Here is a 19,879-nt window from a genome sequence, read left to right as displayed (position 1 = left end):
GGCATGGGTTATGGATGTTCTGCAGGAGTATAAATACGACGTACTTCCACACTGTTGCCATTTCCCGCCAGTACAGGAGATCCTTTCGCGAACTCCACGGCCTCGTCTACAGTTTCCGCCCTTACTATAATATAACCGCCGATAGTTTCCTTTATTTCGCCAAACGGGCCATTGGTCACTACGTTGTTATGCCACACCACCCGGCTGTTGTCGAAAGGCAGGCCGTTACCGCCTACATATTTGTTTTGTGCAGCGATACTTCCTATCCAATCCATGGTTTGTTTCATCCAGATCTGTATCTGTTCAGGAGACGCGATCTTGGTGCCGTCTTCATGTCTGAAAATTAACATAAACTCGTCCATTGCAATAAGTTTTAAGTGTTAGTGAATAAACTATACCCTTTCAACAAATGGATTTACCCGGATTGGACACGGGTATCATTTTTTTTTCGGGAGATACCAACGCGGCGGTTCATGCTAAGCAAAGATCTTTTCCGGCTGCCAGTCGGCTTTCTTTAATATCATATTATAAGCGCGCCAGGTGGCATTGCCCACCTGTACTGTTTTTTCTTTTTCCGGATTGACACGAAAGCCCAGCCGGGTATAGGCTGCAATGGCATTTGCATTCCAGTCGTACACGTTCAGGTCTACCATGTCGTGGATGGTAGTGCTGAAAAGCCTGTTCACCAGCTCCCGCACAATCAGCTTCCCCAGCCCGCGGTTACGCATCTCTCTGTCGCCAATCAGTATGCGCGACAAGCGCGGCAGATAGTTTTCGAAATTCAGCTCACAATGTCCGATCACCTCACCGGTGGCCGTCAACCGCACCCGGAATGGCTGTTTGCCAACCGACTGCTGATACCGGTACAATTGTTCACGTGTTAGCGGATAGGTAAAAATAGGACCGGCAAATTGCACCAGCTCTTCTTCCGTGCCTATCCATGAAATAAAACGGTCGAAATCCTCAGTTGTGAATTTTTCAAGCGTAATCATATCTTGTTATAATATTACCTTCCCTAAGTTACCCATTCACAGCAGGTTAAAAAAAAATTCGCCAAAGACTTGCATACTTAAACGTTTAAGCATACCTTTAAAAAATGAAGAAGGTTTCACTGAAAGATATCGCAACCGCAGCAGGCGTATCCACCGCCCTGGTATCTTATGTGTTAACCAATAAAGAGAAGGAAGCACGGATTGGGGAAGAAATGGCGAAGAAGATCCGGGAGATTGCCCGCAAACTCAACTACCAGCCCAACCATATTGCCCGTAGCCTGAAAAGCGGCAGGTCATTTACCATAGGGTTGATTGTTGCGGATATTTCCAACCCATTCTTTGCCAATATTGCCCGCACGATTGAAGACGAAGCCAAGAAGAATAATTATACCGTGATTTTCGGCAGCTCCGATGAAAACGTCGACAAATCCCAGGACCTTATTAATGTACTGATCAACCGGCAGGTCGATGGCCTCATTATCACGCCTACGGAAGGTTCAGAAAAGCAGATACTGCAACTGCAGGAGCAACGGGTACCCTTTGTAATGATCGACCGTTTCTTTCCCGGGTTACCAGGCAGCTATATCGGCGTCAATAACTGCGAAGCCGCCTTCAATGCCGTGAGCCACCTGATCAAAGCAGGCCGCCGCCGGATAGGCATGGTGGCGTATAAAACGTCGCTGCACCACATCACGGAAAGGATACGCGGATACCAGGAAGGCCTGGAACAACACGATGTGCAGGCGCCCGCCAGCCTGTTGAAAAAGGCACGTTATTCACACCTGAAGGAAGACATACAACTCGCCATAGATCAGCTGCTGAAAGGAAAAAAACCGGCAGATGCTATTTTCTTTGCCACTAACAGCCTGGCATTGGAGGGACTGAAATACATTAACCAGCTGGGTATACGCATACCCGAAGAACTGGCTGTTATTACTTTCGATGAAGGTGAAGCGCTCGACCTGTTTTACTCTCCCGTCACGTTTGTAAAACAACCCATCCTTGAAATGGGAAAATCTGCCGTGCGCGTGCTGCTGAACCAGATTAAAGACCATACAACAACAACTGAGCATATTTGCATTGATACCACGCTGGTGGTGAGGAAGTCCTGCGGTAGCTGAACCCTGCTGCCACCGCCCTCTTCATTGCCCGCGCCTGTTTAATGCTATAAAATTTTCCACGTTGCTTAAACGATAAAGCAAAACCAGAATTGATAACAACACGCATTATGAAAAAACTAATCTTTCTGTCTTTGATTACCTTGTTCACCTGGGCTGCTACTTCTGCCCAGCAGGCCTTTAACGGATTAGATATGAACATGGGCAATCTCTACCGCCTTTCCAATGCAAAAACCCGTTCTATCAGCCCGGAAAACTTCACCGGCGAACCTGGCAAAGGCGGCATGGCTACCCTCGATCAGGGCAATGCCCGCGGCGCAGCCCGGGACCTGGGTCAGGGCTGGAAAGTGAATCCCTTCATTTTCATTGAGCCAGGCAAAACCTTTACCCTCGCGGAAATTGATGGCCCCGGCGCTATTCAGCACATCTGGATGACACCCACCGGTAACTGGCGTTATTCAATTATACGCATCTACTGGGACGATGAATCTACCCCTTCTGTGGAAGTGCCTGTCGGCGATTTCTTCGGCATGGGCTGGGGTGAATATTCTCCGCTCTCTTCACTGCCTATATGCGTAAATCCGGGCAGCGCCTTTAACTGCTATTGGGCGATGCCATTCCGGAAGAAATGTAAGATCACTATGGAGAATATCAATACAGAAAGGATGACATTGTACTACCAGGTTGATTATACATTGACAAGCGTACCGGATGATGCCGGTTATTTCCATGCGCAGTTCCGCAGGAGCAATCCCGTACAGGGCGCCGTTCATACACTGGTAGATGGCATCAAAGGAAAAGGCCAGTACGTGGGCACTTACCTCGCCTGGGGCGTTAACAACAACGGCTGGTGGGGTGAAGGAGAAATAAAATTCTTCATGGATGGGGATGACAAATTCCCAACTATTTGTGGCACCGGTACGGAAGATTATTTCTGCGGTTCCTATAACTTCGACCACAAAGGCCATTACCAGGAATTCTCCACCCCATACACTGGTTTACCTCAGGTAATCCGCCCGGATGGGTTGTATAAATCCCAGCAGCGCTTCGGGCTGTACCGCTGGCATATCATGGATCCTATCCGCTTTGAGAAAGAACTGAAAGTGACGATCCAGGATCTGGGCTGGCGCAGCGGCGGACGCTATCTTCCGCAACAATCAGATATCAGCAGCACCGTATTCTGGTATCAGCGGGAGCCACACGCACCATTCCCGAAACTGCCTTCTAAAAACGACCTGGAAGTAAACTAACAGCTATAAATAAACGGAACATGAGTCGAACTGCCACCTTAGGATTACAGATGATAGGCAACAGCTTTTCCGGCGAAGGCGATCATACCTTCCGCGCCTTTGCGCCACTGCAACAGGCGTGGCTGCCGCCCGAGTTCCGGGAAGCTACTGCCGGTGAAATGGAGGCAGCCCTTACACTGGCTGCCCAGGCTTTTGATACCTACAAATTAACTACGCCGGCACAACGTGCTGCTTTTTTGCAGGCTATTGCTGATGATATTATTGCATTGGGAGATGAATTAATACAGGTAGCCGCTGCTGAAAGCGGTCTGCCTGTGACCCGCCTCCAGGGGGAGCGCGACCGCACTACCAATCAGTTGCGGCTCTTCGCTGCCATGATCGCTGAAGGATCCTGGGTGAATGCCCGCATCAATACACCTTCGCCCGATCTGCGGCAGATGCAGATACCTGTTGGCGTTATCGGCATTTTCGGCGCCAGCAATTTCCCGCTGGCATTTTCCGTTGCCGGCGGCGATACTACCGCCGCCCTGGCTGCCGGATGCCCGGTGGTGTTCAAAGCGCATCCCGCACACCCGCATACGTCGCACCTAACGGCTACGGCCATACGTAAAGCGGCCATGCGTACTCAAATGCCTGACGGCGTATTTTCCATGGTGCATGGTATATCCCATGAAACAGGGCAATATCTGGCAGCACATCCGCTGGTATCCGCTATTGCTTTCACGGGTTCATTCAGGGGAGGCAAGGCACTATATGATACGGCTACACGCCGTTCCAAACCCATTCCGGTATTTGCCGAAATGGGCAGCGTAAACCCCGTCTTCTTCCTGCCAGGCATCCTGGCGGAAAAAGGTCCCGCACTGGCAGAACAGTTCCTCCAGTCTGTTACGCTCGGTACCGGCCAGTTCTGTACCAACCCTGGTGTATTCGTTACTACTCCCGGATCCGATCATTTCCTTCATACACTGCAATTGCAGATCGGTAAAATGCCCGGCGGCGCTATGCTCACACCGGGTATCCTCGATGCTTATCAAACAGGCATCTCCACGTTAAGGCAACAGGGCGCCGAACTAATCGGCGCCTCCACCGCTGCTCCTGCGCAGGCTTCCCCCTGCCTGCTGCAGGTCAGCGCTACGCAGGCAATGGAAAACCCGGCGCTTTGCCATGAAGTATTCGGTCCTTCGTCGTTACATATACAGGCAGCAGATATAGACGAGCTCTATGCCCTGGCCCGCGGCCTGGAAGGACAACTGACCGTTACCATCCACGGTACTGCAACGGAGCTGAAAGAACATGGTACCCTGATCAACATCCTGAGAGAAAAAGCAGGCCGGCTCATCATCAACGGCTTTCCTACAGGCGTAGCCGTTAGTCCGGCTATGGTACACGGAGGCCCCTGGCCAGCCACTACCCCTGCTGCCGGCACTTCTGTAGGCACCGCTGCGATTTACAGGTTTTGTCGCCCTGTATGCTACCAGGATTTCCCCGAAGCACTGCTGCCACCGGAATTACAGGATAATAACCCCATGGGTATATGGCGACTGGTAAACGGCGCCTTTACCAATCTGGGTAACCATTAATCTACATACACATCAAAAACAACATATGGACCTGGGTTTAAAAGACAAGATCATTATTGTAACAGGAGGCGCCAAAGGTATAGGAGCAGCTATTTCATCCGTACTCGCACAGGAAGGAGCATTTCCCGTTATCATCGGCAGAAGTGAGGCCGACAACCAGCAGCAGCTGGATCGGATACGGCAGGCCGGCGGTGATGGCGCGCACGTAGTAGCGGAACTAACGGACCCCGATGCCTGCCGGCAGGCAGTAGCAGCGGTGGCCAGCCTGTTCGGACGGGTAGACGGGCTCGTTAACAATGCTGGCCTCAACGATGGCGTAGGATTGGAAAACGGCTCCTATGAAGCGTTTATGCAATCACTGCACCGCAATGTTGTTCACTACTACCTGGTGGCACATCATGCACTGCCCTACCTGAAACAAAGCAAAGGCACTATCATAAACATCAGCTCCAAAACCGCTGAAACCGGTCAGGGCAACACCTCTGCTTATGCAGCCGCCAATGGCGGGCGCAATGCGCTTACCCGCGAATGGGCCGTGGAACTGCTTCCCTACAGCATCCGGGTAAATGCGATCGTTGTTGCCGAATCGTGGACGCCGCTGTATGAAAACTGGATCAATACATTCGCCGATAAAGAAGCTAAGCTCGCCAGTATTGTCGCACGCATTCCATTGGAAAAAAGAATGACAGAACCGGAAGAAATCGCCCAGATGGCAGCTTTCCTGCTATCAGAAAAATCGAGCCATACCACCGGACAACTGATACATGTAGACGGTGGTTATGTTCATCTCGACAGAGCTCTTCAATAATTTCTACAATCATGAAACAAGCTGTTTTAAAAATACATCACGACGATAACGTATGGGTTGCTTTACAAAACATACCCGCCGGCAGTATCGTGGAAAATGACGGTGTAACGGTAAAGGCTATACGCGATGTGGTGGCTAAGCACAAAATAGCTGCCGGCGCCATCCCGAAAGATGCCCCCGTTACCATGTATGGCGTACTGGTAGGCCTCGCCAACGAGGCTATTGCCGCCGGCGACCTGATCACCACACAAAATATCCGTCATGCTTCCGGCCAGTTTGCCGTAAAGGGAGAACGCCACAGCAACTGGACGGCGCCGGATGTAAGCCATTGGCGCAACCGGCACTTTATGGGCTATCATCGTACCGATGGCCGCGTAGGCACCGGCAACTACTGGGTAATCATCCCGCTCGTTTTCTGTGAAAACCGCAACGTTCAGCTGTTGCACGAAGTGCTCGTGAACGAACTGGGCTACCGCAAACAACATGAATACGAAGCGATGTTGCGCGGGCTACTCCAGGGATTGCAGCAAAACAGTACCACTGCCGGAGCAACATCTCCCGAAATCAATATCAAAGGCCGCACCTTCCCCAACATCGACGGTATTAAACTGTTGACACATACATTGGGTTGCGGCGGCACCAAACAGGATGCCCGTGCTTTGTGCGGCATACTGGCGGGTTATATCACCCATCCGAATGTAGCCGGCGCCACGGTGTTAAGCCTCGGATGCCAGAACGCGCAGATCGCCATGCTGAAAGAGGAAATTGAAAAACGCGTACCTGGCTTCGACCGCACCGTTATCTGCCTCGAACAGCAGCAGGCCGGTTCAGAAAAAAATCTCATGTCGCAGGCTTTACAACAGACCTTTGAAGGACTGGCAAAAGCGAATCAATACCAACGCAAACCTGCCCCTCTCAACAAACTATGCGTAGGTATGGAATGCGGCGGCTCCGATGGATTCTCAGGCATCTCCGCTAACCCCGCTGTAGGGCGCGTGGCCGATATCGTTGTAGCACTGGGAGGCTCGGTTATATTATCGGAGTTCCCCGAACTATGCGGCGTGGAACAGGAGCTAAGCGATCGCTGCACTACAACGGAGCTGGCTACACGCTATGTACAACTGATGCGTGATTATGCCAGTCGCGCGGAGGCCGTAGGCTCGGGCTTCGACTCCAACCCTTCTGCCGGCAATATCCGCGATGGCCTCATTACCGATGCCATCAAATCGGCCGGAGCGGCCAAAAAAGGAGGCTCTTCACCGGTAACAGACGTAATAGATTATCCCGGATGGGTACAACACCCGGGCCTGGCGCTACTTTGCACACCAGGCAGTGATGTGGAATCCACTACCGCAGAAGTAGGCGCCGGTGCTAATGTTGTACTGTTCACAACAGGGCTGGGCACTCCTACCGGCAACCCGGTTACACCCGTGCTCAAACTATCCACGAACAGTACGCTCGCCGCTAAAATGCCCGATATCATCGACCTCGACACCGGTGGTATCATCAGTGGCAACACCAGCATCAACGACATGGCCAACCAGATCCTGGAACTGGTGATCAGCAGCGCCAGCGGCGAGTATAGCGCCAAAGCACAACAACTGGAACAAAACGATTTTATTCCCTGGAAAAGAGGGATATCTTTATAAGCTGTTAGCTATTAACTGCTAGTGGTTAGTAGCGATTCACTAAATTCCATTGCTATGAAGTCTAAGATTATTTACGGCTGTTTGATAGCGGGCCTTGCAGCCTGCAACAACGCTGGTAATACCCATCAAATGAAAGACACAATACCTGCTAACTTCGGAGAAGATGTTGCTTTTCTGCAACAACACCTGCAAAATGTAGTAGTGTTGAAAAACGCCGGTGATAGCAGCAGACTGGTAGTTACAGGCGATTACCAGGCCCGCGTTATGACCAGTACCACCAACGGGGAAAAAGGAAATAGTTTTGGCTGGATCAATTATGCCCTGGTATCATCCGGTAAATACGCCCCCCATATCAATGCATTCGGCGGTGAAGAACGTTTCTGGCTGGGCCCTGAAGGCGGACAGTTTGCGTTGTTCTTTCCGAAAGGCAAAAGCTTTGATTTCAATAACTGGCAAACACCCGGATTAATAGATACTGCCCATTATGCAGTAACTGCCCATTCCGATAATACCATTACTTACGAAAAAGAAGGAACACTGCAGAATTACAGTGGCAGTAACTTCACACTTCATATTTCCCGCACCATCAGTCTGCTGAACAATGGTGACATTGCCGGTATGCTTGGGTTTCAGTTACCTGCGGGCCTCAACAGCGTAGCTTATCAAACCACCAATATTGTTACCAACAAAGGCGGCAATACCTGGGAAGAAAAAGGCGGGCTCCTGAGCATCTGGTTGCTGGGCATGTTCAAGCCTTCCGATCAGACTGCCATCATTGTGCCCTTCCGCGCGGGTAGTGGCTCCAGAAGCCTTATCACCGATGATTACTTCGGTAAGATCCCGGTTGCCAACCTGCAGGTGAAAGACAGCCTTCTCCTGTTCCGTGCCGATGGTAAAGCCCGTGGCAAACTCGGACTATCGCCCCTTATCGCTAAAAAAGGCGCCGGCAGCATCGATCTTCAGCATAACACGCTTACTGTATTGTTCTACGAAGTAGTGCCTGAAGGCCGTTATGTGAATTCGAAATGGGAACAACAAAAAGAACCGTTCAAAGGAGATGCTGTCAACTGCTATAACGATGGACCTTTGGCAGATGGCACTCAGATGGGCCCGTTCTATGAAGTGGAATCCTCGTCAGACGCCCGCCCACTGAAACCGGGAGAATCGCTCAGCTACAAACAGGTAACCATGCATTTTGAAGGTAACCGGAATGCACTGCAAACACTGGCTTCTCAACTGTGGCAACTACCTGTTGAAGAAGTAGAACATTTCCTCACAAAAAAATAAATCAACATGGATACTATCCTCATCTATAAAACAACTTCCGGACTGCTGGTCTTTCATAAAGACGCCTGGTACCAGGTGCAGCGGGAATGGAATGGATTTGTAAACAGGGAACAGCTGTACAACAGCATCGTTACGGAGTTATCGTCTTATTCATCTGTAACTGCTGAAGCAGCTACACAGCTAATTGCTCGTGAACTGCTGCCTCCTATAGGCACGCAGGAAGTATGGGCAGCAGGTGTTACCTACTATCGCAGTCGTACCGCACGCATGGAGGAATCCGAAACATCCGGTGGTGCCACTTTCTACGATAAAGTATATGTGGCGGAACGGCCGGAGCTGTTCTTCAAAGCTACACCGCATCGTGTATCCGGTCATGGTCAAACGGTGTATATCCGCCCGGATTCGTCCTGGGATGTGCCGGAACCTGAGCTCACGCTGTTTATCAACAGCAGGGGTAACATTGAAGGCTATACGATTGGTAATGATATGAGTTCCCGCAGCATAGAAGGGGAAAATCCGCTGTATCTTCCCCAGGCAAAAGTTTATGAAAAATGTGCGGGCCTGGGGCCTTGCCTGATGGTGCCTGACCGGCCCATTCCGCCCGACACCGTGATCAGAATGAGCATCTACAGGAATAATGAAGTACAGTATGCCGACAGTGTTCCTATCAGCCAGATGAAGCGTAGCCACAAGGAGCTGGCAGGCTTTCTTTACAGAGGCTGTGCCTTTCCGGAGGGCTGCTACCTGATGACGGGTACCTGCCTGGTGCCAGATAATAGTTTCACGCTCCGTGACAACGACCGTGTGGAGATCAGCATCGATCATATAGGCCAATTGGTTAATGAGGTACAAACCTGCCGTTTATCATCATAAAAACCGCTTTTATGAATTCCACCGCCACCATGAAAACTGCCTCTACAACGCCAGCCGCCAGCGGCAGTCAACTACGGGTAGCCTCCATACTTATCATCAGCCTGTTTTTTCTATGGGCGCTTACCGGCAACCTGATTCCTGTACTCATTCCGCACCTGCGGAAAGCCTGCCAGCTGAACGATTTCCAGTCGGCCTTTATTGACTCCGCCTATTGGATCAGCTATTTTTTCTTTGCCTTGCCCGCAGCTTTTGTAATGCGCAAATGGAGTTATAAAACGGGCATCATTACCGGACTGCTGATTGCTGCAGCCGGAGCTATCCTGTTTTTTCCGGCGGCAGAGCTACGTTCCTTCGGTCTTTTTCTGTTTGCACTGTTCCTTATGGCGGCAGGTATGACCTTCCTGGAAACAGCCGCTAATCCGTATATCACCATTCTGGGCAGCCCGGAAACCGCTACACAGCGACTTAACTTCGCGCAGGCCTTCAATGGCCTCGGTGCATTTGTATCAGCATTCTTTCTGAGCAAAGTCATCCTCTCCGGCAAAGAGCTAACACCCGAACAACTGCATAGCATGGCCCCGGAAACGCTGCAGCAGTACCTGTTATCTGAAGCCCGTTCCGTGCAGGCGCCTTACCTGGCCATCGCCGGCGTATTGTTACTGACAGCCCTTCTCTTTCGTATCATGCGTTTCCCTCCTACTCAGGAAGAACATGGAGAAGGCGTGACCATCAATCTTCGTGTATTCAGGCATCCCCGTTTCCGTGAAGGCGTGATCGCACAGTTTGCCTATGTAGGCGCACAGGTATGTATTTCCAGCTTCTTCATACGATATGCCGGATTCAGTGGGCATATGCATGAGAAAGAAGCTACCACTTACCTTGGATTCCTCCTGCTTTGTTTTATGACCGGACGTTACGTAGGTACCTGGCTGATGCAAAAGATAGCACCGCGGAAACTGTTGCTTATCTATAGCATCGCCTGCGTGTTATTGCTTTGCTATAGCGTATTCATTGGCGGAAAAGCAGGCGTATATGCATTGCTTGGTGTGGAATTTTTCATGTCCATTATGTTTCCTACCATCTTCTCTCTTGCCATCGCCGGCCTGGGCAATGAAACCAAATCTGCTTCTGCATTTCTCGTTATGTCTATCGTAGGCGGCGCACTCATTCCCCTTGGCCTCGGGGCCATTACGTACTATGCGAATGTGCAATGGGGATATGCAGTACCGTTAGTGTGCTTTGCGGTGGTTGGAGGATACGCGAAAAGAATTAAGAATATGGAATGAAGAATTAAGAATGAAAAGCGGAGATCTAAGCGGATGATATTATACAATATCTTATCCGTTTAGATCTCCGCTTTTCATTCTTAATTCTTCATTCCATATTCTTAATTCTTCATTCCATATTCTTAATTTCCTCTATTCTTTTCCTGCTAAGCCCGAACCAGCATTTCACTCCGGGATAATACTGCTCTCTTAGTTCAAAGTTCTCATACGCCGGGCCTCCGGGAATGTCGATATAAGCGGCAGGATTGTTACTGCCGCCACTCCAGTATTTGGCTCTTCCATTCACTCTTACCTGAAGGGTGTGGGTACTATCGGAGCCCGGATGGCGCCAGTATTGCGTGAGGCGATAAAAGGGCCGGTAGCGCCAGCTCCATCTGGCCGCATACTTTTCGTTTTCCGGCCAGCTTGCCAGTTCCGACAGGGATTCGTCAGGTTGGGCCATTACGATGTAATCACCATTCCGGGTTCGCATCATTTGTTTGGCGGGGTAAGGATCCTTCTCAACGAAACCGGTTCCTTCAAAGCCTGCATACAGCTTACGTGCATTTACTACTTCGTTCTTCAGGTACAGGTTTCTCAGCCGGGAATAATTGCCCATGGTGGCGGTAATACCACATCGCTCCATAGCAGCGCTGCCGGGTAGATGAAACACTTCCATGCAAAGCTCTTCGGGCCGGTCGTTACTGATACTGATGCGCAAATAGGGATGCGCTCCATTGGCAAATTGCTCCATGAAAATATACAGCGACAACGTTGTTTTTTCCGGATGCGCGGCATCAGGATGCGTTAGTACACCTTGCACCGTGCTGGTGGTGCTGAACCTGCCCGGATCCGGCGTATCTCCTGCCCACATGATTTTGCCCCACTTGCCATCTACACGTGACGGAGAAATTTCGCTGAACTCCATTTGCCCGGCTACTACCGGTTCTATGGCCATGTAATTGATATGATAGATACTCCCTTTCCACTCGTAGCCGATACGCAGCAATCCACGCGGACCGCCGTCGGCACCCGGGCGTGGATGCTCAATCGGGGCCGGCCAGAGGCCCACAACGATCCCGTTCCGGATGCCCCACACAGGCGGTGCACCCGGGTGATCAGGCCGGATCCATTCAGCGTCTGCTCCTGCTTGCTGCGCATTTGCTGTCGACGCCAGCATTATAACGGCAACGCATACACTCAATAATTGTTTCGTCATTTACCAACCAACATTTTGTACAAGGTTAGGATTTTTATTGATTTCGCCCTGCTGGATAGGCCATAAATAATGTTTGGGAGCAATGAATACCCTTTTTTCTATCACCGTTCTCTTGTAAAATCTGTCGTCATTCAGGGAAGAGCCTGCTCCTATGTTCATACCATGTACTTCTTTACTATCAATATCCGCTGCGGTTTTCCAACGATGGGTATCGAAATAGCGATATGTTTCGAAAGCCAGCTCTATACGTCGTTCATGGCGGATACGCTCCCTCATTTCATCTTTCGCTAATCCTGCCGGCAATGCCGGTAACCCGGATCTGTCGCGGATGGCGTTAACATACTTATAGACATCCCCTACCGGCCCGTCGGCCTCATTCAATGCTTCTGCATAATCCAGGTAGATGCCACCTAAACGATAGTAGATCCAGGTGTTCAGCGAAAACCTGTTCTGAAATATATCGGAAGTAGGATTCACCATTTTCTTCATCAGGTAACCTGAAATACAATAGTCAGAGCCTGCCCGCTTGCGGCCATCCAGTCCTTCGAACCAGAACTGAATGCCCCGGTTCTTCCAGATCGCGCCGTTAAAGTTAATACTTGCATAGAAACGCGGCTCCCTGTTAACATACATATTCCTGACTCCGGCCGGGTAATAATCTTTTGGATGCTTTGCTGCAACATAGCCGGTTTCCACATATCCCGATGCGGCATTAATTATCGGAGAGCCGTCGGCGTTATACCCGGTAACGGGTCTCATGCCATTATCCATTTCATAATCATCCACCAGCTCCTGCGTAGGGCAGAAAATAGAGTATCCTCCATAGCTGATAGGATTACTGCAACGCTCAAAATGTGAGTGCTCACCTGCATTACGGGCAAACAATACTTCCGGGTTATAGCGTTCAGTGAATATCTCCTGATAATTTTTCACCGGATCGTTGGAGGCGGAACGATAAAGCCGGTAGCCATTAGCCTCTGCGCCGTCTATACATGCCTTGGCAGCTGTTGCGGCCTGTTTCCATCTTCCGTTATCAAAAGCAGGAAATAAGGAAGTACCTTCTTTATCTTTTATTCCGGTATAATCAGGATTGCCATTCCACAACGGGCTTGCCATATACAACAACGCCTGCTCTTTCAGCGCCATAGCAGCTACTTTGGTGATCCGCCCATATTTATCAGGTGTTACGGACCAGTCGAGCAATGCCGCCGCTTTATCGCATTCACCTGTAATAAATGCCACTACTTTATCTACCGGTGCACGGCGTATTTTCGTATAGTCTTCACTGAGAGTATAGGCATGATCGGCAATGGGTACAGACCCGTAAATCCTTGCCAGCATGAAATGGAAGAATGCCCGCAGAAAAGTAGCTTCTCCGATCCACTTCTTACGTTCATTTTCATCCATCGGTACCTGTCCTACATTTTCCAGGAACAGATTGGTTTTGCGGATGCCTTCAAACATGAACCCCCAAATGTCGGGGTAATAGTCGTTGGCACTCCACGCGCCTGAATTCAGCAAATGGCAATAAGCGCCGAGGAAAGTGATTTCCATTTCATCGCTGGCGCCTGTAAACGGATTGCGCTGGTCCCAGTCGGCCGCTCCCAGCATAACCGGTATATTATTGTAGGCAGATGTTAAAAATGATTCTGCATACTTACGTTCAGAAAAAACTTTTTTGATATCCAGATCTTCGTCAGGCGCTTTCTTCAAATAATTTTTGGTACAGGCCGGAGCCAGCATAACAGCGCTGATCAGCAGGAGTATTTTTATCGATTTCATAACGGACATGTTAAACAGGGTGATGAGTTAAAAGGTAACCTGGGCGCCGAAATTCACGCTCCGCTGTAATGGATAACCGCCGGTACCGTAATCAGACTCAGGATCTACTACCTTGATCTTATCCCAGGTAATAAGGTTATAACCATTGATGAAAATCCGTATGCTCTGTGGCCCGGGCCTCTTCCCTTGCTTCAGCTTCAGGTTATAAGCTACTTCTGCACTTTTCAGCCGTACGTAACTCGCATCCCGCAGGAACAGGGTGGACGTCCGGTTATTGTTTGGATTTTCGTAGGGGGATACCCGTGGGTATCTGGCATCCGGCGTCTGCGGCGTCCAGCGATGATCGTAATATTCATGCAGGATATTATAGGTACCAAGTCCCATCTGGAAAGCATACATGGATGGACCATCTACAAACAGGCTCGTTTGTGCAACGCCGGTAAAAAAGAAACTCAGCTCAAACCCTTTATAGCCAAAGCTCGCGCCCGCGCCGTAAACGATCTGCGGCGTTCTGGGATAGCCGATCGGTACGCGGTCGTAGTCGTCTATCACTTTATCGCCATTCACATCCTTGTATTTGATATCGCCGGGTTTTACCTGTTCCATGAAGTTTTGCTTCGGACTGTTGTCGATATCTGCCTGGTCTTTAAAAAAACCAATTGCCACGAGTCCCATCGGCTGATCGATAGGCTGCCCTACAAACGACTGGTACGGATACTTCGGAATCGGATCATCGTTTTGTGTGCATATACTACGGGCATAGGTAAACGTTCCGCGGAAATTATAGTAGAATCCATTAGCGGTAGTGTGCTTCACTTCCAGTAATGCATCTATACCATGGTTCTTTGCTTTACCGAGGTTGGCGTAGGGCAACGTCCAGGGATAATATCCGGTAATGCGGGGAATAACGCCACGCTGAATCAGGATACCTGAGCGGTTCTCTTTGAATGCATCCACCTGCAAACTGATGGTACCATTGAGCAGTTCCATATCCAGTCCCAGATTCGATTTGGTGGCTACCTCCCAGGTCACGTTATCGTTTCCGATCTGCGCTTCATCGAAGCCCTGATAGAAGCGCTGATTGTCGCCGAAGAAATAAGATTGCCCCTGACGGTTAATGGTAGTAAGGAACAGGAACCGCCTTCCTCCTATCTGATCGTTCCCTACCTGACCGTAAGAACCGCGGATCTTCAGGTTGGAAATAGCGTTGATATGCCAGAAGCGCTCGTTGCTGACCACCCAGCCGGCAGAAACCGACGGAAAAAATCCGTACTGTTTTCCTTCCGGAAAATTTTCAGAACCGTTATAGCCGGCATTTACCTCTGCGAGGTAACGGTCTTTGAAATTGTAGGTAATGCGCCCTGCCAGACCTTGCCGCCGGTATGGCAGGTTGTCGATAGTAGCGCCGGCAGTAAGGTCAATATACTCGCGGCGGTTACCCAGTATCATGCCGGTGATGGTATGGTAACCGAATGCGCGGTTGTAGTTGAGCGCGATCTCCGTATATATGGCACGGTTAGCCCTGTTCGTCAACGCATAACCCATCGGCTGTTCTTCCCGGATAGGCGGATCGGAGTACAGATCTTTACCCTGTGCATCTTTTCCAAGATATTGTTTGATTGCATATGGTTTAATACGGCTGGTAGAAGCAAAATACCAGTGATCATAGGAAAACATCCCACGTAAGGAAAGCCCTTTTGTTACGAGCGACGAGAGATCCCATTTACCACCAAATGTACCCTGCAGGGTATTCTGATCCTGCCGGGTATAACCAGCCTGCGTGACGAGCCCCCAGGGATTATTCTGGAGATAAGAGGTAGAGGCGCCGGACACAGAGCCATCGGGATTTACTTTAGGGAAATTAATGGGAGATGTAATTTTCAACGCGCTGAAAATATCCGGGGCACTGGTGCCAGGATAATTCCCCTGCTGTATAATACCACCTATACCCAGTTCCAGGCTGATCGTTTTGGACACATTGATATCCACATTCGAGCGGAAGTTGTAGCGCTTCATCTGCGCATTGGTTTTATAAGCATTTGCCGGATCCTGCCGATAGATGCCATTGAGCAGCGTATAGCCAACATTCGCGTAGTACTTAATTACTTCTGTGCCTCCTGAAATACTCAGGTTATTGATCGACTGAAAAGTATTTTTCTTCAGCACTGCATCTGTCCAGTTCACATCCGGATAAAGGTAGGGATCCGAATGATCTTTAAATTTCTGTAACTCCTCCGGCGTATAACGCGGCGGAAGATTATTATTGGCCAGTGCTTCATTGATCAGCCCCGAATATTCGGCCCCGTTAATATAATTGGGCAGCCGCATGGCAGTGAGGGTGGCGCTTTCGGTACGAAAGGTCACAGTAGGTTTGCCCAGCGCTCCACGTTTGGTGGTGATCAGAATAACACCATTGGCGCCACGTACACCGTAAACAGCTGTTGCAGAGGCATCTTTCAGAATAGAAAAACTTTCTATCTCCTGGGTATTGATATTGTTAATATCGCGCTCTACCCCGTCTACCAGTATCAGCGGGCTCCTGTTAGCCCAGGTACCAAAGCCGCGGATAAATATTGCGGCGCCGTCGTATCCCGGCTCACCGGAGCTTTGCCGGGTAACGATACCGGGCATACTTCCTGCCAGCGCATTCGACAGCGACGGCGTAGCAATGCGCTGCAGGTTGTTGACCGGTACACTGGAGATGGCACCGGTAACAGAAATCTTTTTCTGCTTGCCGAATCCTACCACCACAACATCTCCGAGCGTACTTGTTTGCGGTTTGAGCGCCACATTGATAACAGCACTGCCTCCTACGGTTACCTGCTGCATCTCATATCCGACATAAGTAAACACCAGCACGGCGTTATCATTCTCTACTTTAATCGCGTATGTACCATCAGGATAAGTAGTGGTGCCTACCGGTGTGCCTCTTACGGCTACATTGACGTCGGGTAAAGGCTTTCCGTCGGCCGCACCGGTTACTTTTCCGGATATCACTTTCTGTGCATACAGCAATTGACCGGACATACAATAAAGAAAGAAAAGAAAGCGGATACATTTTTTTGTCAACGCTTTCGGTACATGCGGACTAACCCGCAACGAAGCTTTCATAGCGTGTGGATTTTGGTGATTGATAAAAACCGTATTGCTTAAACGTTTAAGCAAATAAAGAAAGCCATTTGGATGCAACTGCCATGCTGGTGTGGATTTGTTGAATAGTAAACTATATCAAAGCGATACTATTACCAGCGCCACTTTGATTATCCGGATGGATGAAAACGTGATGTAATTCAGCTACGCTGTCGTTTGGTGCAGGGGCATTTCCTTTCCACCCACGATGGCCTTTGCTGCGGGGATAGTGCCATACGCTACATGCAGGGAAGGTTTGCCCTGTTTCCAGCTGATCGTGCCGAAGCCTTTGTCGGTAGCAATGAAGCTGTGAAAGTCGCCGATCCGCGAGTCGATGTAAATGGCTTTATCCACTGCATCGTAGCGGGCGCCGGTGAGTCCCTGCAGCAGTCCGTAGCTCGACATAGCCCTGGCGTACCAATGGCCGCATTCATACTCGTTGAATGGATTGCGCACGGTACCATCATAACGTTTGCGGCAGGCGCGTACAATGTCCAGCCCCTTCTCTATTTCACCCTGGAACATCAGGTGCGACGCTACCTGGTATTCGATGCCGGTCCATACTTCATTGCTATATACAAACGGCAAAGAGAGCATGCCTCCCTTGGGCCATGAACAGAGTAATAGTCCGCCTTCATTGCCCAGCGCATAGGTGGATCGTTGCGGGTTCACGTGCCCGCCCAGATCCTTCTTCAGATTGTAACGGTGTACGGAGAGCAGGTGGCTTTTTATTTTCAAAGGATCTACGGGTTCGTGAAGTCCGCATACCCTGGCAATCCAGGAGCCCAGCACACCGTCCGACAGGCATCCTGCTCCGTATTGATATTTAGGCCCTTCCTTTTTCAGTACAGCCAGCGCTTCCTGGGAGTATTGCGTGGCAAAGGATTGTGCCTTTACCGGATCCGGCGCCTGCAGATCGGTCCACCTGATTTGTTGTATAAAAAATTCACCATTGTATAAAGATGTTTCCAGGTATTGCTTCCCCTTATTATAGAGCGATGTATAATCTTCCACCTCCTGACCCAGGTGTTTTCCCATTGTTGTAAAAGCCATCAGCGCGCCCAGGTAGAAACTGGTACACATGCTGGTGGGGCCCCAGAATTCAATATCATAGGTATTGTGATGAGGTTCTTCCACGATGCCTTTCCGTTTAGGATCCCAGGTACGTATGCAATAATCCATACTTATCTTCACCAGCGGAAACAGTTCCTTCAACCATTCGTCGTTGCCACTGATGCGCCAGTCGCGGTACACTTTCATAATCCCTCCCAGCTGTCCATCGGCTGCCGAGTGAAAGTTATGCACCAGTGGTGAGATAGGAATATTCGCCCTGAATCCCTGATGCCCCTCTGCATTCTGGTTCTCATGAAACTCTGTATGCCGCAGGCTCCGTTCCAGTGCGGGAAAGAGATGAGGCACTGCCTGTGCGTAGTTCCATACATGTGTGCACGTACCATGACAGCTGCCCCAGTTATCGCCGGAGCCTTCCCAGCACCAGAAGCGGCCATCGTGTTGCCGCATGACTGTGGCCGATTTCAGGATGGTCAGGTTGGCAGCTACTGCTTCCAGTACTTCGGGTGGCAGGGAACTTTTATAAAAGGTATCACTGAATAATGCCGTCTTCCTACGGAGATCTTCATAACCACTGGTCCAATAGGCTGCTACTTCTTCCACATCTTTAAAACGGCTGCTATACCAGGGCTTGTAATACTGCCCATTGGTTTTCCCACTAGCGTCGTCGCCTACACGAAGTTTGGAATCCGGTACATACCAGGCCATCATCAGGCGGATGACTTTCGTAGCGCCCGGTTTCAGCTGAAAGGGCACAAACAGGGAAGCTCCCGGTGCATCCTTTTCCACGGGTGGGTTATCTGGCATTTTCCCTTCTTTCAATGCATTCCATACCATCGTCAGCGGATCGAACCATGCTCCCCGGAACCAGCAATGATCGGTCACCGTGCCCGGTTCAGTCGTGTAAATAGCGAACTGCCCCCGCTTTTCGGGGGCATTCGCTAACGCATCCTGTGAAAGGATAAATCCATTACGTATAGGCTTCACCGTATTTCCCGTATCGGCTGTCCGCATAAAATTGCGTGCGTTGTAGGAGAATACTGCATCGGCGGTGGTACTGCCGGTATTGGTAAAGTGATACTCCAGCGCGCCAACCGGCAAACTGGCACTATCTTCATCAGCCGGCACAAAAGGGCTCCAGCCCGTTATCTGCACCTTAACCGGAACTGCCGGATCGTTCAGCTGAATATCAGCGAACGGGAAGCGGGCGTTGAAGGCAGCATCCCGGAAACGTGGCAGGCCCCAGGTAGCGCCACCGGTACCACCAAGCCCCGCATCGCGCATACCGAATTTTTTCCAGTCGGGCACATAGCCTTCCAGCACTCTTGCGCCGCCAGTCATGCCTTTCACACTCAGCGCTGCAAACATGGCCGGTTCCTGGAACATTTCGGGGTTGTGCCGTACAGACATATGTGATATGGCTCCCGTTCCCTCGAGGCAAAACATACCTGCCCCAATGCCTCCTATGGGGAAAGCCACCCGGTTATTATATCTTCCTTTATAAACATCATTAAACCGGCGGCCACTTTCCGGTTCGGCTGAAGGCGAATCCGGAGTATGCTCCTTTTCCGCAAAGGAAACCGCTGGTAATGCAGAAATCCCCAAAGTGGCTACAGCAATATTCTTCAGAAAAAAACGCCGGTTGTTACTTTTTTTCATGTCGTCAGTGTTTTTGAATAAGGTAGCTACTGACACATCATCACGCATAGGTACTCACATCAGGTCAGTGCCGTGGAATTGATTTTAAGTTTTTCGTGGAATATTTTTTGCTTAAACGTTTAAGCAATTTAAGATAAAGCTAAAACAAGTTAATGAAGAAACCAAAAAAAGAATTATGAAATGGGAATGTGTAATGA

The 19,879-nt window shown here is 50.0% G+C and carries 14 protein-coding genes; 8 read left to right on the top strand and 6 right to left on the bottom strand.

Annotated features, from left to right (window positions below; all coding sequences use genetic code 11):
* Positions 1 to 8: 8 nt before the first annotated feature.
* A complete protein-coding gene (locus tag UNH61_RS07215) occupies positions 9 to 362 on the bottom strand; it encodes a YciI family protein (protein ID WP_326991465.1) in 354 nt (117 codons plus the stop codon).
* 114 nt (positions 363 to 476) lie between these two features.
* Positions 477 to 992, bottom strand: coding sequence for a GNAT family protein (locus tag UNH61_RS07210; protein WP_326991464.1), 516 nt, complete (start codon positions 990 to 992; stop codon positions 477 to 479).
* Positions 993 to 1,096: 104 nt separating this feature from the next.
* On the opposite strand from UNH61_RS07210, the gene UNH61_RS07205 reads away from it, so the two are divergent.
* The 8 genes from UNH61_RS07205 to fucP all read left to right on the top strand — a co-directional run bounded on the left by UNH61_RS07205 (position 1,097) and on the right by fucP (position 10,843).
* A complete protein-coding gene (locus UNH61_RS07205; RefSeq protein ID WP_326991463.1) occupies positions 1,097 to 2,113 on the top strand; it encodes a substrate-binding domain-containing protein in 1,017 nt (338 codons plus the stop codon).
* Between the two features lie 107 nt (positions 2,114 to 2,220).
* Complete coding sequence (locus UNH61_RS07200) at positions 2,221 to 3,360, top strand: glycoside hydrolase family 172 protein (protein WP_326991462.1); 1,140 nt, start codon at positions 2,221 to 2,223, stop codon at positions 3,358 to 3,360.
* A gap of 20 nt (positions 3,361 to 3,380) precedes the next feature.
* Entirely contained in the window at positions 3,381 to 4,940 is a 1,560-nt protein-coding gene (locus UNH61_RS07195) for an aldehyde dehydrogenase (NADP(+)) (RefSeq protein WP_326991461.1), read from the top strand.
* A gap of 25 nt (positions 4,941 to 4,965) precedes the next feature.
* Complete coding sequence (locus UNH61_RS07190) at positions 4,966 to 5,748, top strand: SDR family oxidoreductase (protein WP_326991460.1); 783 nt, start codon at positions 4,966 to 4,968, stop codon at positions 5,746 to 5,748.
* 11 nt (positions 5,749 to 5,759) lie between these two features.
* Positions 5,760 to 7,397 (top strand): altronate dehydratase family protein, encoded by a 1,638-nt coding sequence (locus tag UNH61_RS07185; protein ID WP_326991459.1) that lies wholly within the window; start codon positions 5,760 to 5,762, stop codon positions 7,395 to 7,397.
* Positions 7,398 to 7,451: 54 nt separating this feature from the next.
* The gene (locus UNH61_RS07180; RefSeq protein ID WP_326991458.1) at positions 7,452 to 8,684 is read left to right on the top strand and encodes a DUF6786 family protein; all 1,233 of its coding nucleotides are present in this window, start codon (positions 7,452 to 7,454) and stop codon (positions 8,682 to 8,684) included.
* Positions 8,685 to 8,690: 6 nt separating this feature from the next.
* The gene (locus tag UNH61_RS07175; RefSeq protein WP_326991457.1) at positions 8,691 to 9,557 is read left to right on the top strand and encodes a fumarylacetoacetate hydrolase family protein; all 867 of its coding nucleotides are present in this window, start codon (positions 8,691 to 8,693) and stop codon (positions 9,555 to 9,557) included.
* Positions 9,558 to 9,568: 11 nt separating this feature from the next.
* Entirely contained in the window at positions 9,569 to 10,843 is a 1,275-nt protein-coding gene (fucP, locus tag UNH61_RS07170) for an L-fucose:H+ symporter permease (protein WP_326991456.1), read from the top strand.
* 109 nt (positions 10,844 to 10,952) lie between these two features.
* On the opposite strand, the gene UNH61_RS07165 is transcribed toward fucP, so the two are convergent.
* From UNH61_RS07165 to UNH61_RS07150, 4 genes are all read right to left on the bottom strand, one after another.
* On the bottom strand, positions 10,953 to 12,041 hold the full coding sequence (locus tag UNH61_RS07165) for a hypothetical protein (protein WP_326991455.1): 1,089 nt from the start codon (positions 12,039 to 12,041) through the stop codon (positions 10,953 to 10,955).
* Positions 12,042 to 13,823 (bottom strand): RagB/SusD family nutrient uptake outer membrane protein, encoded by a 1,782-nt coding sequence (locus UNH61_RS07160; RefSeq protein WP_326991454.1) that lies wholly within the window; start codon positions 13,821 to 13,823, stop codon positions 12,042 to 12,044.
* A gap of 27 nt (positions 13,824 to 13,850) precedes the next feature.
* On the bottom strand, positions 13,851 to 16,934 hold the full coding sequence (locus UNH61_RS07155; protein WP_326991453.1) for a TonB-dependent receptor: 3,084 nt from the start codon (positions 16,932 to 16,934) through the stop codon (positions 13,851 to 13,853).
* A gap of 183 nt (positions 16,935 to 17,117) precedes the next feature.
* Positions 17,118 to 19,682 carry a GH116 family glycosyl hydrolase gene (locus tag UNH61_RS07150; protein WP_326991452.1) on the bottom strand — a complete coding sequence of 855 codons (2,565 nt, stop codon included), beginning with the start codon at positions 19,680 to 19,682 and terminating at the stop codon, positions 17,118 to 17,120.
* Between the last annotated feature and the right edge of the window lie 197 nt (positions 19,683 to 19,879).

The sequence above is a fragment of the Chitinophaga sp. 180180018-3 genome (assembly GCF_037893185.1).
Taxonomy (GTDB): domain Bacteria; phylum Bacteroidota; class Bacteroidia; order Chitinophagales; family Chitinophagaceae; genus Chitinophaga.
This window is presented reverse-complemented; position numbering and strand designations above follow the sequence as displayed.

What these genes read in the sequence shown, in the direction of transcription:
- UNH61_RS07215 (WP_326991465.1), bottom strand. Translation starts at nt 362, where the DNA reads ATGGACGAGTTTATGTTAATTTTCAGACATGAAGACGGCACCAAGATC.
- UNH61_RS07210 (WP_326991464.1), bottom strand. Translation starts at nt 992, where the DNA reads ATGATTACGCTTGAAAAATTCACAACTGAGGATTTCGACCGTTTTATT.
- UNH61_RS07205 (WP_326991463.1), top strand. Translation starts at nt 1,097, where the DNA reads ATGAAGAAGGTTTCACTGAAAGATATCGCAACCGCAGCAGGCGTATCC.
- UNH61_RS07200 (WP_326991462.1), top strand. Translation starts at nt 2,221, where the DNA reads ATGAAAAAACTAATCTTTCTGTCTTTGATTACCTTGTTCACCTGGGCT.
- UNH61_RS07195 (WP_326991461.1), top strand. Translation starts at nt 3,381, where the DNA reads ATGAGTCGAACTGCCACCTTAGGATTACAGATGATAGGCAACAGCTTT.
- UNH61_RS07190 (WP_326991460.1), top strand. Translation starts at nt 4,966, where the DNA reads ATGGACCTGGGTTTAAAAGACAAGATCATTATTGTAACAGGAGGCGCC.
- UNH61_RS07185 (WP_326991459.1), top strand. Translation starts at nt 5,760, where the DNA reads ATGAAACAAGCTGTTTTAAAAATACATCACGACGATAACGTATGGGTT.
- UNH61_RS07180 (WP_326991458.1), top strand. Translation starts at nt 7,452, where the DNA reads ATGAAGTCTAAGATTATTTACGGCTGTTTGATAGCGGGCCTTGCAGCC.
- UNH61_RS07175 (WP_326991457.1), top strand. Translation starts at nt 8,691, where the DNA reads ATGGATACTATCCTCATCTATAAAACAACTTCCGGACTGCTGGTCTTT.
- fucP (WP_326991456.1), top strand. Translation starts at nt 9,569, where the DNA reads ATGAATTCCACCGCCACCATGAAAACTGCCTCTACAACGCCAGCCGCC.
- UNH61_RS07165 (WP_326991455.1), bottom strand. Translation starts at nt 12,041, where the DNA reads ATGACGAAACAATTATTGAGTGTATGCGTTGCCGTTATAATGCTGGCG.
- UNH61_RS07160 (WP_326991454.1), bottom strand. Translation starts at nt 13,823, where the DNA reads ATGAAATCGATAAAAATACTCCTGCTGATCAGCGCTGTTATGCTGGCT.
- UNH61_RS07155 (WP_326991453.1), bottom strand. Translation starts at nt 16,934, where the DNA reads ATGAAAGCTTCGTTGCGGGTTAGTCCGCATGTACCGAAAGCGTTGACA.
- UNH61_RS07150 (WP_326991452.1), bottom strand. Translation starts at nt 19,682, where the DNA reads ATGAAAAAAAGTAACAACCGGCGTTTTTTTCTGAAGAATATTGCTGTA.